At 49.3% G+C, this 15573-nt stretch carries 11 protein-coding genes and 1 riboswitch; of the genes, 4 read left to right on the top strand and 7 right to left on the bottom strand.

Annotated elements, in window-relative coordinates:
- Positions 1-48: 48 nt before the first annotated feature.
- The gene (locus tag EZMO1_RS09630; RefSeq protein WP_034873049.1) at positions 49-1752 is read right to left on the bottom strand and encodes an AMP-binding protein; all 1704 of its coding nucleotides are present in this window, start codon (positions 1750-1752) and stop codon (positions 49-51) included.
- A gap of 333 nt (positions 1753-2085) precedes the next feature.
- Here EZMO1_RS09630 and sctD point away from each other — a divergent pair, with 333 nt between their 5' ends.
- From sctD to EZMO1_RS09610, 4 genes are read left to right on the top strand one after another with little or no spacing between them, the layout of a single operon-like run.
- Complete coding sequence (gene sctD / locus EZMO1_RS09625) at positions 2086-3576, top strand: type III secretion system inner membrane ring subunit SctD (RefSeq protein WP_160174010.1); 1491 nt, start codon at positions 2086-2088, stop codon at positions 3574-3576.
- On the top strand, positions 3554-3805 hold the full coding sequence (locus EZMO1_RS09620) for an EscE/YscE/SsaE family type III secretion system needle protein co-chaperone (protein ID WP_034873047.1): 252 nt from the start codon (positions 3554-3556) through the stop codon (positions 3803-3805). Before sctD ends, EZMO1_RS09620 begins: the two co-directional genes overlap by 23 nt.
- A gap of 27 nt (positions 3806-3832) precedes the next feature.
- Positions 3833-4087, top strand: coding sequence for an EscF/YscF/HrpA family type III secretion system needle major subunit (locus EZMO1_RS09615; RefSeq protein ID WP_034873046.1), 255 nt, complete (start codon positions 3833-3835; stop codon positions 4085-4087).
- A gap of 20 nt (positions 4088-4107) precedes the next feature.
- Positions 4108-4482, top strand: coding sequence for a tetratricopeptide repeat protein (locus tag EZMO1_RS09610; RefSeq protein WP_034873045.1), 375 nt, complete (start codon positions 4108-4110; stop codon positions 4480-4482).
- Positions 4483-4488: 6 nt separating this feature from the next.
- On the opposite strand, the gene EZMO1_RS09605 is transcribed toward EZMO1_RS09610, so the two are convergent.
- From EZMO1_RS09605 to EZMO1_RS09580, 6 genes are all read right to left on the bottom strand, one after another.
- Entirely contained in the window at positions 4489-7890 is a 3402-nt protein-coding gene (locus tag EZMO1_RS09605) for a glycosyltransferase (RefSeq protein ID WP_034873044.1), read from the bottom strand.
- Positions 7891-7901: 11 nt separating this feature from the next.
- Positions 7902-8330 (bottom strand): CesT family type III secretion system chaperone, encoded by a 429-nt coding sequence (locus tag EZMO1_RS09600; RefSeq protein WP_034873043.1) that lies wholly within the window; start codon positions 8328-8330, stop codon positions 7902-7904.
- Positions 8331-8464: 134 nt separating this feature from the next.
- Complete coding sequence (locus EZMO1_RS09595; RefSeq protein ID WP_034873576.1) at positions 8465-10060, bottom strand: Na+/H+ antiporter NhaC family protein; 1596 nt, start codon at positions 10058-10060, stop codon at positions 8465-8467.
- 169 nt (positions 10061-10229) lie between these two features.
- Positions 10230-10423, bottom strand: a riboswitch (Lysine riboswitch).
- A gap of 298 nt (positions 10424-10721) precedes the next feature.
- Positions 10722-12299 carry a glutamine-hydrolyzing GMP synthase gene (gene guaA / locus EZMO1_RS09590; RefSeq protein ID WP_034873574.1) on the bottom strand — a complete coding sequence of 526 codons (1578 nt, stop codon included), beginning with the start codon at positions 12297-12299 and terminating at the stop codon, positions 10722-10724.
- 154 nt (positions 12300-12453) lie between these two features.
- A complete protein-coding gene (gene guaB / locus EZMO1_RS09585; RefSeq protein ID WP_034873042.1) occupies positions 12454-13923 on the bottom strand; it encodes an IMP dehydrogenase in 1470 nt (489 codons plus the stop codon).
- Positions 13924-14106: 183 nt separating this feature from the next.
- Complete coding sequence (locus EZMO1_RS09580) at positions 14107-15426, bottom strand: anaerobic C4-dicarboxylate transporter family protein (RefSeq protein ID WP_034873041.1); 1320 nt, start codon at positions 15424-15426, stop codon at positions 14107-14109.
- Positions 15427-15573: the final 147 nt, after the last annotated feature.

Below are 15573 nucleotides of genomic sequence, written 5' to 3'. Positions count from 1 at the left end.
CGTTTTTTTTAATGGCAACTGCGCGATCTAAACTGTTAAAGGCAGGATTCAACCTTTACTCCGCTCTTCCCGGCGCAGGTCTTTTCTCAGAATTTTCCCGACTGGCGTCATAGGAAGCTCGTCGCGAAATTCAATCTGTTTCGGCACTTTATAACCCGCCAGATGTTGACGACAGTAGTCAATTACTTCGTTTTTACCCAACTCTTTATCCTTGGGAATGACAAACAATTTAACCGCCTCCCCGGTCTTGTCATCAGGCACCCCGATAGCTGCACAGTTGTCTATTTTGTCAAAGCCACTGACAACATCTTCAATTTCATTGGGATAAACATTAAATCCGGAAACCAGAATCATATCCTTGATGCGATCAACAATTCGCACGAAACCATCATCCTGAATAAGAGCCACATCACCGGTTCTCAGCCAGCCATTTTCATCAATGGCCTTCCGGGTTGCTTCATCGTTTTTCCAGTAACCCTTCATCACCTGAGGGCCTTTGACACACAGCTCCCCGACTTCCCCTACGGGCAGTTCATCACCACTATCTGCCACGATCTTCAGGGCTGTGTCAGGCACCGGTAATCCCGCTGTACCAAGCTGAGACAACTCCCCCATCGGGTTGATGCACACCGCAGGCGTGCATTCAGTCAGACCATACGCTTCTGAAACCCGGCAGCCCGTAAATTTATGCCAGCGCAGACCGGTATCCTCTTGTAATGCCGTCCCTCCGGAAAGGGTGAACTTCAACCCGGAAAAATTACATTCAGCAAAATCCGGGTGATTCATCAGACTGACAAATAATGTATTCAGCCCGACAAAGCCGGTAAACCGCCATGGTTTAATAAATTTGATAAACGTTTCCGTATCCCGGGGATTGGCAATGAGAATATTTCGATTTCCAAGGTAAGGCATACACAACAGGTGCACGGTGAAAGCATAGATATGGTAAAGCGGCAGAGGTGCCACAATAATCTCTTTACCCGGCTCCAGTCCCAGCTGTTGTTTTTCCATTTTTTGCGATAACACTTCCTTGGCCTGGAGCATGTTGGCGATCAGGTTTCGATGTGTCAGCACGGCACCTTTCGCTACACCCGTTGTACCTCCTGTATATTGCAGTACAGCCGGTTCATTCAGGTCTGCATCTTCCGGCGGCTGATAAGTCAGGATACCGCCTTTTTTCAGAGCCTCCCGAAATGTGACCGTAGGCTTCAAACCATGGGGTGGCACCGTTTTTTTTACATACTTTGCCGCAAAGTTAATCAGCTGTCTTTTTGGTGCGGGCAGGATGTCAGCCAACTGTGTAGCAATCAACACTTCTATGCTGGTATCTTCAACCACCTCTTCAATAAGGTGTGCAAAGTTTTCCAGATACACCAGAGCCTTTACTTCCGAATCCCGGAACTGGTGCAGCATTTCTCTGGCGGTATAAAGAGGATTGGTGTTTACGACAACCAGCCCGGCACGAAAGGCTCCATAAACAGCAATACAGTATTGCAACAGGTTAGGCATCTGGATCGCTATACGATCCCCGGGCTTGAGGCCCCGACAACTTTGAAGATAAGCGGCAAAGTGATGACTGTATTGATCAATATCTGCAAAAGTCAGGGTATGCCCAATACTGGTAAACGCCGGACGACTTGCATTTCTGGCAAGCATACTGTTAATCAGCGCCAGAACATTCGGGTAACTATCAGGATCAACTGTATTCGCAACCCCCTCAGGTCGCTTACCACTCCAAAAACTGGTTTCCATCAATTACCGCCCCCATCGTACTATTTTTATCGTTATGAATGGTCAAAATACCAGCGCCAAAAGCAACCGGACATCAGGAAACTGACGCGATAATATTAAAAGTAACTGACAAAAGATTCCAGAAAACTTCTCTACATCATCACAAAACAACAAACCGGATACCTCTGAAATTTCAGGGTGGTAAAGCCCTGCGTATTCACTTAATCTAATATTGAACACCTTCACGGCTGTGGATCAGGATGATCAGATTAAACGACAGGGACTGTAACTTTTCCCATTCAGCCATCGACTCCTTCTTTCATGCTGGCACTGACACTCTGCCGAGGTGCCTCTGTGAGTGAATATTATCTAAAAATCCTGTCAGGCAATCACATCGGAGCTGAAATACCTCTCGAACCGGGGCAATACTCCCTTGGCAAAGATGAAAGCTGTGACCTGGTATTGAGCGATGCCAGTCTTCGTGACAGTGAGCTGGTTATCCAGATTACCCCGGAAGGGCAACTGAATATCTTCCCCAAACACGAAGAGGAACCGCTTTACCACAACGGCCAGCCTGTTGAAAAACCCTTCACAATAGCAGCCTTTGATGTTGTGACTGCCAACAACCTGTTTTTTACCCTTGGCCCTACCGATGCCGACTGGCCTGAAATAACACTTCCAGAACTTCAGCGTCCAGAGCCGGAGCCCGGGGAAACCGATAGTGAGACACCTTCCGAAGACATCGACAACGATGATGGACTTCCTGATGTCGAACTCGACGACGACAATGAAGACGATGAAAACCTTGATGATGACCTTGATCTGGGCGATGAATCAGACATTCTGTCAAGCGAAGAAGGTGCCGACATTGACGAAAATGAATCTCGCCCATCGCCGCCTCCCATTGTCAAAAAAATCCTGATCGGACTGCCACTCGCTCTGATCTGTGTCATTTCACTCACAGTCGTCTTTTTGCTTCTGAATGAAGAACCCGAAGAACTCGCCCCGGAAAACCAGCCGGTGGATCATGCCATGACAGCGAGAACCATCAGAGACAAGCTGAACCAGAAACACGTCCGGGTCAAAACCCTGCCAGACCAGAGCATACTGGTCACAGGTTACACCAGCACCCTTAAAGACAAACAGAACCTGCAACGCAGTCTGCATGAGCAGGGAGTCCCCTTTACCTCAAAACTGGTGATAATGAATGAATTACGTGCCAGTGCCGACGCTTTGCTCCAGAACAAAGACTATACCGATATTCGACTGGAACTGGACAACACGCCCGGCTCACTGGTGATGACCGGTTATGTCGCCAGTGCCGAAGAATTGACAAACCTGATCGACATGTTGAAACAGGAAATTCATGGACTGGTCTCGATTGTTGATCAGGTTGAAAACCAGTCAAGTCGCCTGAACACCCTCAAATCCATGCTCAGGGAAAAAAATCTCAGCGCCCGCATTCATCTGGTACAAAAACCCAACCTCATCACTATAGAAGGCCACCTTTTGGACGATGAACAGGTATATAACCTGAATGATATTGTCAGTCGTTTCAGAAAAAGGTATCGAGATAACCCGGTGCTGAAGGTAGCAACCCGCACCGCTAACGATGCAAAAGGCTCACAGGGCGGGCTAATACCCTCTTTGAGCATCCGCGGCATCAGCATGGGCAGGGTACCGTATGTGATTATGGAAGACGGCGGAAAGTACCTGATCGGGGCAAAACTGGCGAACGGGTATATAATTGAAGATATTAACCTCGACTATCTTTTATTAGTAAAAGGAACAGATCGGGTCAAATACCGTCTTGGAGGGAACCGTGACGGACAAAAAAAACAGTGAGGTGATCAACCTCTCCGGTACTGAAGATCTCCTGATTAACGATAAAAGCGGCGAATACCGTGAGCAATTGCTGAAAGAGCTGATGGATGAAGCCATACGCCTCAAGGCTCTGGTGGATCGTGGCAACTCACCTGAAGAATTCGAGAAAAACACCAGCATGATGCTGGCACTTCTGGCAGCTGCCGACGTCGTTGACCAGACATGGGAAAAGCACCATAAAGAACCCTAAGGGAGACCCTTACAAGGAGCACGCATCATGTCCCAAGGCGGAACAGGATCAACAGGCGGTAATAACTTCAATTTTGACAAAATTCAGTCAGAGTTTGGTACCAAAGCCAACGAACTGGACATCGCTCTTAAAAACAAAGTTTCGACCATGGATCCGAACAGCACCAAGGATATGGTGGAGTTTCAGGTTGACTTTAACAAATACATGATCATTGAGGGTCTGCGATCCAGCATTATCAAATCCATCAAAGATACCATTCAAAGTATTATTCAGAAGCTTTAAGCACAGGGAGAGCTTAAGTCATGGCTGACGACTCACTGGTTAAAACATTGGCTGACATCGGCTTTATGGCCACCTCCAACAATATGCCCAAGCAGGCCTTTGCCATTTTTTACGGATTGGAAAAAGCTCGCCCCGACAGCCCGCTTCCCCACATTGGCTACGCCTTTCAATATATGAACAAAAAGCTGCACAGGGATGCACTGGATATACTGCACAAAAAAGCCCTGCCTCTGGATGAAAACAACCCGGTTACCAAGGCATTCATTGGGATGGCACTGATGTTTGAAGGAAGAAATAAAGAGAGTGAAGACTATCTGGCAGATGTATCTGCTGCCGATGATGAAAGTGCTAAAATCATGGCCAATGAACTTCTGAGCCACATTCACAAACGCTAAGTAGGTCTAACTCAAGCCCTTATTTGTCTTTAGCTTATCAACAGCCTGCCTGATCTCTTCAGGCATCCCTTCGCCAGGTACCAACTGCTGCGTCAGCCATAGTTGCAGCATATTAGAATAAGCCGAAACAAAACGCTGCCTTAACTCTTCATCGCTTAACGCCTGCAACACTTCCACCGTGTTATCGAGAACATCAGTATTAAAAAAGTTCTCAGCCACTGGATCAATTACGCCACTGCTATGACAAACAGAAACACTGCGCTCGCCCACTTGGCTAACATAAAGAGGCAAATCCAGTGCAAGAATATGATCCGCCAACGAGTCTCCCAATACCGTAACAGCTTCCTGCCACTCAGGCTCAACCCAACGCTGACTGACTTCCCCTGTTATCGTGACCCTTCTGGACGAGCGACGCACAAATCTCTCTATACGCTCTCGCCCCAGCGACTGCAGCGGATAAGCAGAATGCATGTCACATAACAATTTTCTGGCTTCACCCAGATTTATAAACGGCTGATAGCGAACCTGATACCCGGCCAGCCCTGACAATTGCTCTCTGAATTCATCAGCATGCTCTACAATGCTCGTAACCACTTCAGTAAATCCTGACAGGACATCTCCGAAAAACCTGTCCATAGGGTTTACTTCCAGACAACTCACCCCGTCAATAGAAACCAGATGCTTCAAAACCGGCTTGAAAGTCTGACGCTCCGCATCCAGTAATTCACCATTGACCAACCTGACCGGAGAATGATTGAAACTGGCCATATGAAAACCCTGCCAGACATGGAAGAAGCCAGTCGCTTCCAAACTACTACCATCAAGTCCCCTCAAGAACGCTATCTCAGGCTGCTTCAGCTCATTTAACAGTCTCTGATGACAACGACGATGAAAAGCGGTTTTAGGATCAATCAAATACATCATACCGTTATGGCTGATCATGTTGTGCTGATGCAGATCCGCTACACCCAGCAGCAGCACATAGGCCATCAGTGCACCTGACTGCCGATAGTACTGCGCAGCTTCATTCTCGGAGAGATCAATGCCCTGATCACTGCCATCCAGATACTCGACATAGCCATAATGAACCGTTTTACCCTTCAGAACCTCCTGACAGCACAAAAATTGGTGCGTACCAATACTGACATTCGACAGCCATTGATTCACCGAACTCACCACACTGCCACTTGTGCCCGTCAGCGCACAATCCAGCCGCATATCCCTGGCTTTATAGACCAACTTCTGACCATAATTAAATGTCAAAAGAAACACCGAGTATTCGTGATGATGCGAAAAGAAATTAATGTCAGCCAATGCATCTATCGGGTTTTCTGAGCCTTCACCAAAAGCTCTCTGAATAAGGTCTGTATCTTGCTCAACCCTGCGCAGCAAAAACCGTACAGTCCGTAAATACCTGAAAACCAGTGCCCGACGGGAGCGATACCAGCAGGGATAGGAACGAGCCAGATACTCAACACCACCCGACTGTTCAAGCTGCTCCAACACATCACTGTAAGCGCTAATATTTTTTTCTTTGGCAAACCATCCAACGGCCTGAAGCAATGAATTGTCCAGAATACTGACCAGCTCATCTCCCAGAGACTTCAATAATGACCCGCTGGAATCGTTAAAAGGAGACACCGCTTTGGATAAGACCGCCATTCCCGGTGCCAGAAATGGTCTCAGAAACCGAGCACGCCTCTGCTCAGGAAAGGTTAATCTGCTCCCATCAAAAGGCTCGTCCCATTGAATGATTTTGACAAATGAGGAAGCCACAGGCTTACCATCAGATACTTGCAACAGTTGATACTTCAACATCCAGGCGAGAGCAAATCGAGTAGACAAATCTTCATTGACTTCCTCCAACACTTCGATTGATTTCGGCTCTATACACTGTTCAAGAAGGCGGTAAATGAGCTCCTGATTCAACCAGCCTTCCAGTTCGGAAAAATAAAAACCATGCTCCGACTGCATCACTACTCGAAGACCCCGATCCGTTGCCACAAGCTTATGAGAAGCATCAAGCTGTTCTGAGGGATAATGACCAAAGACATGATCCAGTGACAATCCTGCCGGCCTACCCTTTCGAAACGGTACCGAAGCCGCCTCTTTACCCAGTGCCAACACCATTTCCTGATAAGCATCAACAAGTCCGGGCCAGGTAAATCGCTCATCAAAGTGCTGTCGGCCTGCCTGGCCCATTCGTCTTCTAAGGCCATCATCCCTGAGCAAACTGGCAAGCACTGAAACCAGCGAATCAAGATCCACTGAAACGCTCTGGGATTCGAGCAAGCGAGCCTGGGGGGCATGCAAAATGGTCAGGGAGCGATTAATATCATCATTATCCACGCCCGTAGTAGGTATCAGATAACCACTTTTTCCGTTCTCCACCAGCTCCCGATAACCATTCCAGTCTGACAAAACCACAGGCACTTCATCACGCATAGCTTCCAACGGCGTAATTCCAAAGCTTTCCTGCACGCTATCCGCCAGCGATACGAATAGATCGGCAGCCTTGTAGAGCTGATATTTCCTGTCTTCATCCAGCGACAGTTCTAAACGAATATGATCTTCAATATTCAGTTCACTAGCTCGCCGGAGCAGAGACTGAACATACGCCCCACCCGCATCCCCGGAACCCGCAATCACCAGCAGAAAGTCATCAACCCGCCACTCCTCAATGAGGTCATTCAACGCCAGAAGCATAGGATGAAGATCCATTTTATCGAAGGGAGATAAGCGGCCAAGGCAAAGAATTATTTTTTTATCGTCCGGCAAGTTAAGCGACGCTCTGGCGGCTTCTTTGCCATCCTGACACCCAGATTCACCATCCAAACCCAACAACTGCCGTTCAAGCCGACCTCGATAAGGAAGCGCTATCCCCAGGCTATTGCTGATTGAGGCAGAAGCCGTTGAAAGCAGCCGCTTCAGCACCTGCCGTTGAGCATCCGAGCTGCATAAAATGGCGTCACAGCTTTTTACCGGCGACATAACGAGGTCTCGAATTCTGGAAAGCCGTAAATCGTCGCTCATAGTGTGCGCTCTGCCTACTACAGGAAAGCAGCGTTCAGCATGATAATCACGCAACGCAGCCAAATCTGAAATATAGGGGTCACCAGAGTGAAAAACGGCATACTGGCAACGGGAGAAATGCTCTGGCAGCTGATGAACGCTGATCAGCCGGATGATTTTATCGGAACCAAAAGTATCAAAATAGGATTGCCACTCATTGCGGAAGGCATCCATTTCCACAGGCATAAGGAACAGATGTAACTCGGTGAACTGACTGTAACGAATAATGGCTTTTAAAAATGAATCATTGGCACTGTTAAGGCCATTGTACCCCAATTGCTCGCCGGGCCGGTGAGTCGCCAGACAACCAAACAGACCATTGCTTAAAACGCTCATTCAGCCTCCCGTCAAGGCATAATCATAATGGGCGCAGAAGGCATGGTCAGCGCATCTTCATTAATCAGTGTCAGAATGTAATCAAAGTTATTGGCAAACTCGGCCAGAGCCTCTTCAATAATATCTTCATTGAGCCCGAGCGCCGTCCGTGTGGTTGATAGCGACAATTCATTTGAGTCCGGCTCAATACACAAACTGATACGCTGGGTCTGAATCAACCCCAGATGCTTCTGCAAAATCTTTTTCAGAAGCTTTTCCTGCTCATCGGGCTTAGAAGGTAATTCGGCGATAACGCCGTGAAGGTAGAACTTGCCGTTGGCCTGAAAGCAGGCCAGCTCAATGCGGTCATCTATAGAAATGTAGTAACGGTTATCCCTGAACTCCAGCTCTCCCATCTGGTTGCGCTGGGCGACGGATTTAATCAGATTATCAAAGCTCATAGCATCCCTGCTTGCTGGTACCTCAACTTGCTCTGGCGGGTCCGATCACCATCTCAGGAGCAAGCTTGAGGTCAAATGAATAAAAAGACGTCCCTGTCTTCTGTCTTTCGACTTCATTCTTTCAGTGTAGGGGGCTATTCCTTGACCAGCACAGCATCTTCAGGACTTGCCGAACAACCAGACAGCTTGCGGAACAGCATCAGAAGCAGTCCGAACACCACCAGTGCCGTGGTAAATCCTGCCGCTGCAGAGTCTGCCATACCCATGACCAGATAACCTGACATAGCGACAAAGGCAACACCCAGAGCATAAGGCAATTGTGTAGTAACGTGGTCAATATGGTGACAGGAAGCACCGGTAGAAGACAGAATTGTTGTATCTGAGATAGGTGAACAGTGATCACCAAACACAGCACCCGCCAGAACCGAAGCCAGCATGGGCAACATCATGGAGATTTCTGCGGCTGCCGCCATATCACCCGCGATAGGCAGCATAATACCAAAAGTCCCCCAGCTGGTACCGGTCGCGAAAGCCATGGCACCGGACACCAGAAACAGAATCATTGGCAGATAACCAGGCTCCAGAGAAGAACTGCTCACCAGTCCCGCCAGATAACGACCCGTCTCCAGAGAACTGATCACGTCCACCAGCATCCAGGCAAAGACCAGAATGTAAATTGCCGGCAGCATGGAACGAACACCTTCGATAATCGCCTTGCTCCATGCAGGACCGTCCAGATCGTGACGAACCATACGCACCATGGTCACCGCCAAGCCAATCAGACCACCGTAGACCAGAGAGTGAACGACGTCGGTGTTTTCAAAAGCGCCCAGAACAGAAAATGCTTCGCCTGCTTCAGACAATGCAGCGCCACCCGTCGCAATCAGAGAAGCAGTGGTAGCTACCACCAGAGTGACCACCGGAATCACCAGATCAGATACCGTTCCTTTAGAGCTTCGGCCCAGCTCAACACTGGCACCCGGAGGATTCCCCTTACGGGCATCATAAAGTTCACCAGCACGGGCACGACGTTCATGAGTGCGCATCGGGCCAACGTTCAGATCCATCCAGGCACTGCAGATCACCAGAGCCAGAGCAAACACGGCGTACAAATTCATTGGTACCATGGCAACAAAGGCAGAAATGGCACTGATATCCGTAATTTCATGGGTCGCCAGAATGGTACCAATCAGGGCGATAATATAGGCTCCCCAGCTGGACACTGGTGTAATAACACAGACAGGCGCTGCTGTAGAGTCAATCAGATAAGACAGTTTGGCACGAGACACGCCATGACGATCGGTCAAAGGGCGGCTGATATTACCCACAGCCAGACTGTTAAAGTAATCATCAATAAATATAATCACACCCAGCAGAACCGTCAGCAGCTGCGAGCCCTGACGGGTTTTTACCCGTGCACGGGCCCAGTCACCAAAGGCGCGGGCACCGCCGGAAATATCAATCAGGGTGGTAATCACACCCAACAGCATCAGAAACAGCAGAATGAAAACACTGTCTACATTGATGCCTTCCTCCCAGAAAACAGCAACAAAGCTTTTACCGATGTAGGTGAGAGAGTCCAGCGGGCTGTAGCCGGTGAGCAAAAGGGTACCGGTGAGAATACCCGCTCCCAGGGACAGAAGTACTTTACGGGTAAGAATCGCCAGCAAAATAGCGACAACCGGGGCGGTCAGAGATAATGGCGAATGACTAAAACTTAATAAATCCATAAAACTGATCTCGTAATAACAAGTCATTCCATAGGCCGTTATCCATAACAGACTGTTCAGTTGAACTTGCAGGTGTCAGATCAGGAGGCAGTTGGATGAGAAGCACGACGGGTTTGTTCATACTTCTATTTGCGTGACGCACTGATGGTTCAAACACCAGACCACGCAGACTTCCAGTAGCTCTCCACAGTTAAAAACCGTGACAGTAGTACACCTCTTCGATGCACCACCAGCGGACCGACATGACCATCGTATCCACTTCGGCACTTTTTCCTTTCATCCGGTTTACTGGCTGAAATGCTCAGACCAACGGAGTCACCCTACTCCGGATTACTATTAAAACAGTGCGCCTCTACTTTCTAGTTCAAGAGTTCTCGTTCAAGAGTACTCATTCAAGAGGATCACAGGCAGGGACGTAGCGACGGCTTCCTGCCACGTCACCCCTGATGGAAGACTATTATGCACAATGATCACAGCCTGACAACCGTGACCAGCACAAAAACTTCTCCCATTCCCTGAAATAGATCAATATTCTAGCAAAAGGTTCCGTAAATTAATGTTTTTCAAACACTTTTTAACTAAAAACCCCCGCCATACAGGATGACGGGGGATCAATAGTACAACTCATTTACCTTTACTGCTCAGCATAGCGACAGGCAAATCACTCCCATTCGATGGTCGCAGGCGGCTTACTGGAAACGTCGTATGTCACACGAGAGACATGCTCAATTTCGTTAATAATACGACCCGATACTTTTTCCAGCAGCTCATAAGGCAAATGCGCCCAGCGTGCGGTCATAAAGTCAATGGTCTCTACTGCTCGCAGAGCAATCACGTACTCGTAACGACGACCATCACCCACAACACCCACAGATTTCACCGGCAGGAATACCGCAAATGCCTGACTGGTCTTGTGATACCAGTCCGCCTTGCGCAGCTCTTCAATAAAGATGGCATCGGCACGACGGAGAATATCACAGTATTCCTTCTTCACCTCGCCCAGCACACGCACACCCAGACCTGGTCCCGGGAACGGATGACGGTAAACCATGTCGTACGGAAGACCCAGCTCCAGACCAATCTTGCGCACTTCGTCCTTAAACAGCTCACGCAGTGGCTCAACCAGCTCCATCTTCATGTCTTCCGGCAGACCACCCACATTGTGGTGAGACTTGATCACGTGCGCTTTGCCGCTTTCTGCACCAGCCGACTCAATCACGTCCGGATAGATGGTACCCTGCGCCAGAAAATCAACACCATTCAGAGCCGTTGCCTGCTCATCAAACACCTCAATAAAAGTGTTACCGATGATCTTGCGCTTGGCTTCCGGCTCATCCACACCTTTCAGCTTGCCCAGGAACAGATCTTCAGAATCCGCACGAATCACGCGCACACCCATGTTTTCCGCGAACATGGACATCACCTGATCGCCTTCGTTCAGGCGCAGCAGACCATTATCAACAAATACACAGACCAGCTGATCACCAATCGCCTTGTGCAACAGTGCCGCCACAACGCTGGAATCCACACCGCCAGACAGACCCAGCAGTACCTGCTTGTCACCTACCTGCTCACGCACACGGGCAATAGCGTCTTCAATAATCTGACCCGGTGTCCACAGCTTTTCACAACCGGCAATATCCACCACGAAACGCTCAAGGATGCGATGACCCTGCTTGGTATGGGTCACTTCAGGGTGGAACTGAATGCCATAGAACTGTTTTTCTTCACAGGACATAGCTGCAATCGGGCAGGATTCAGTAGAAGCGGCCAGCGCAAAGCCTTCCGGCAACTGGCTGACCTTGTCTCCATGACTCATCCATACATCCAGACTCAGACGGCCGTGATCACAGATATGGTCTTCAATGCCATCAAACAGACGACTCTTTTCCTCCAGCGTCACCTGGGCATAACCAAACTCACGCAGATTGGAGGTCGATACTTTACCGCCCATCTGTTCAGCCATGGTCTGCATACCGTAGCAGACACCCAGAACCGGCACGCCCAGATCAAAAACAACGTCTGGCGCCCGAGGGGAATCATCACCGGTCACCGATTCCGGGCCACCGGACAGAATGACAGCCTTAGGAGCGAATTCGCGAATTTTCTGTTCATTCATATCGCACGGATGCAATTCACAGTAAACACCGATTTCACGCACTCGACGGGCAATCAGCTGCGTATACTGGGAACCGAAATCCAGAATCAGAATTCGTTCAGCGTGAATATCCTTAGACATTGCGTTAGACATTGCGTTAGACATAGTCTTCTCAAAACAGCCTTGGGCAAAAGAAAATGACTGCAAACAGCCAATCATTTCCAACATTTATATGGAAACTAAAAGCAGAACAGCCGGAATAAATCCGACTGTTCTTTAATGTATTCAACTGAAGTCAGCCAACACGATAGTTCGGTGCTTCTTTGGTAATCGTCACGTCGTGTACATGAGATTCCTTCATACCGGCATTGGTCACCCGGACAAATTCCGGCACCGTGCGCATGGTCAGCATATCGGCAGAACCGGTGTAACCCATTGCTGCACGCAGACCACCCACCATCTGGTGAATAATGGCATTCAGCGGGCCTTTGTAGGGCACACGACCTTCAATACCTTCCGGCACCAGTTTTTCTGTGCCGTCTTCCGTGCTCTGGAAATAACGGTCACTGGAGCCTGAAGCCTGAGCCATGGCACCGAGTGAACCCATACCACGGTAAGCCTTATAGCTTCGACCCTGAAACAGCTCAACTTCGCCCGGCGCTTCTTCCGTACCGGCCAGCATACTGCCCAGCATCACCGTACCGGCACCGGCCACAATCGCCTTGGCAAGATCACCGGAGAAACGGATACCACCGTCTGCAATGACCGGAATATCAGTACCTTTCAGAGCCTCAACGACATTGGCGACTGCGGAAATCTGCGGCACTCCGATACCGGTTACAATTCGGGTGGTACAGATAGAACCCGGACCAATACCCACTTTGACGCCATCGGCTCCGGCTTCAGCCAGCGCCAGTGCTGCTGCACCCGTAGCGATGTTACCGCCGATCACCTGAACGTGCGGGTAAGTCTCCTTGACCCAGCGAACGCGATCAATGACACCTTTGGAGTGACCGTGGGCCGTATCAACAATGACCACATCAACACCCGCTTCAACCAACGCAGCAACACGCTCCGGTGTTTCCGGCCCGGTACCTACAGCAGCACCGACACGCAGCTGACCATGGTCATCTTTACTGGCGAGAGGATAGTCTTGTGCTTTCTTGATGTCTTTAACGGTCATCATGCCGACCAGGCCAAAGCTTTCATCAACGACCAGCACTTTTTCAATGCGGTGTTTGTGCAATAACTTGCGCACTGTTTCCTGATCTGTGCCTTCTACAACCGTCACCAGACGGTCTTTAGGGGTCATGATCTGGGACACAATTTTGTCCAGATTAGAGACAAAACGAACGTCACGGCTGGTTACAATACCCACCAGGTCGTCACCGTCCAGCACTGGTACACCGGAAATCTTGTGCTTCCCGGTCAATTCCAGCAAATCACGCACCGTGGCTGAAGAATCAATAGTGATCGGGTCTTTCACCACACCACTTTCATGCTTCTTAACCTTGCGAACTTCATGCGCCTGCTGCTCAACGGTCATATTCTTGTGAATAATACCAATACCGCCTTCCTGAGCCATGGCAATCGCCAGACGAGCTTCAGTCACTGTATCCATAGCAGCAGAGATCAGAGGAATATTCAGCTCAATGTCACGGGTCAGACGGGTTTTAAGAGAAACATCATTCGGGAGGACTTCGGAATAACCTGGCAAAAGCAGGACATCATCGAAGGTGAGGGCTTCTTGGGCAATTCTCAGCATTACCTGTTACCGATCCAGTACGTTGATAAAAATCGCGGATAAAATTTCTGGGATCCTACCGCAGTCCGCATTCCTATCAAACGCAGAATACCTTGAAATTATTCGAATGCCAATACAAAAAAACCGCAACTTCTCGGTTGCGGTTTTTGCAGAATATGTAATTTTCTCTTTATTATCAGAGTATTACATCACAATACCGGAGATCACAAAGCCAGCGATCACGGAGAAGATGATCGACATCAGACCCGGCAGCATAAAGCTGTGGTTGAACACATACTTACCGATCTTGGTGGTTCCGGTGCTATCAAAGTCGATGGAAGCAATGATCGGACCGTAGTTAGGCACAAAGAAGTAACCGTTTACCGCAGGGAACATAGCAATCAAAGCACCCGCTGGCAGACCCAGAGCCACACCCAGAGGCATCAGGGTACCGGTGGTGGCGCCCTGACTGTTCACCATCACAGACAGTACAAACAGTGCGATAGCAAAGGCCCATGGGTACATGCTGACCATTTCGCCGATGCCGGACTTCAGCATAGCGTCGTGGGCACCGAAGAAGGTGTCACCCAACCAGGCGATACCGAAAATCGCGATAACCGCACGCATACCAGCGATGAATACATCACCACGGGTCACATCAGCAACATTGATACCGCAGAACGCCACCATGGCCGCACCGGCACACAGCATAATGATTTCAATGGTGTGAGCCATACCCATGCGGGCACCGGACTCAAATACAGGACGCAGGGACGGGAACGCACCCATTACCACTACAGATACAGCCGCCAGCAGGAAGATCGCCACAGACTTCTTGGCACCCGGCTTCAGTTCTTTAACCAGATCACCAGACTCTTCTTCCATCTTGGCGCGGAACGCAGGATCCTGCATACGCTTCTGGAATTCAGGGTCATCTTTCAGCTCTTTACCCAGCTTGTTGGTCACCAGCGCCGCCAGCCCCAGACCGATCACCGTCGAAGGAATGGTGATACCGAGAATAGTCGCCAGGGTCACGCCCTCAAAACCACTCAGGAAGCCCAGCATGGCAACAGTCGCCGCCGCAATCGGGCTGGCAACAATACCCACCTGGGAAGCAATAACCGCCATGGACAGTGGACGCTCAGGACGAACACCAGTACGACGGGATACTTCAGCAATCACCGGCAGTACAGAGTAAGCTACGTGACCCGTACCGGCAAACATGGTGAATACATAAGTCACCGCAGGTGCCATAAAGGTGATACGCTTAGGATTCTTACGCAGAATTTTTTCAGCGACCTGAACCAGATAATCCAGACCACCCGCAGCCTGCATACACGCAGCAGCAGACACCACAGCAACAATCATCAGCATAACGTCAATCGGCGGGCTGGTTGGCTGCAGACCGAAGACGAAACTCAGAATGGCAAGACCCACACCACCCATCAAACCAAGACCCACACCACCAATGCGGGCACCGATCAGAATACAGGCCAGAACGACCAGAAGTTGCACAAGAAACATAACAATCCTTAACAGGAAACTAAAAAACAGTTAACGTCTGAATTGTAAGCATTACGTATTAATTAACATATTAGTGATAACGTATTAATTATTAGGTAATTTCCGTTGCTTTTCAGTGATATAGACGGAAATACGAAGACATTTTCA

Source organism: Endozoicomonas montiporae CL-33 (genome assembly GCF_001583435.1).
In the GTDB taxonomy this organism is placed as follows: domain Bacteria; phylum Pseudomonadota; class Gammaproteobacteria; order Pseudomonadales; family Endozoicomonadaceae; genus Endozoicomonas_A; species Endozoicomonas_A montiporae.
The sequence above is the reverse complement of the archived record's forward strand: the minus strand, read 5'-3'. Positions and strand labels throughout refer to the sequence as shown.